Here is a 595-nt window from a genome sequence, read left to right as displayed (position 1 = left end):
GTCATGACTCCTGAGCCCCTCACCCCCGCCAACACCACCGTCGTTCTCGTCGACTACGCAGTCGGTTTCGCAAACCTTCTGCGCTCCCACAACCTCGCTGACCACATCAACAACGTCGTGGGCCTGGCGAAGACGGCGAAGTGGTACGAAAGCGGTCTGGTCGTGACCAACGGCCAGTCGAGCAAGCCGTCCGGCCCGCTGTACCCGGAGCTGTTGGAGGCCATCGGTGACCAGCCGGTCATCGAGCGTGCCGTCGACTTCAACTCCTTTTTGGACGAGTCGTTCGCCCAGGCGGTCCGGGAGGAAGGCCGGGAGAACCTGGTGGTCGGCGGCATCGCCACGGACGGATGCGTGCTGCAAACGGTGCTGGGCGGCATGCGCGAGGGCTACCGCGTGCACGTGGCCGTCGACGCCTGCGGCAGCCCCTCGCTCGAGGCACACAACGCGGCGGTGCAGCGCATGGTCCAAGCCGGCGCGGTACCGGTCACCTGGTTCTCCCTGGCCGCCGAGTTCCAGCTCGACCCCAAGTTCCACGACGCCCCGCACCGCATGCGGCTGATGCAGGAGAACGTGCCGTCCATGGGCATGAGTGCCC

Annotated in this window: 1 protein-coding gene; it reads left to right on the top strand. The window is 66.9% G+C overall.

The window, feature by feature from the left end; all coding sequences use genetic code 11:
* On the top strand, window positions 1-595 hold a 595-nt coding region (locus OP79_RS49110), incomplete at both ends, for an isochorismatase family protein (protein WP_169786276.1).

Source organism: Streptomyces yerevanensis (assembly GCF_000716805.1).
Lineage (GTDB): Bacteria > Actinomycetota > Actinomycetes > Streptomycetales > Streptomycetaceae > Streptomyces > Streptomyces flaveus.
Note: the sequence above shows the minus strand (reverse complement) of the source record. Positions and strands in the feature narration are given on the sequence as shown.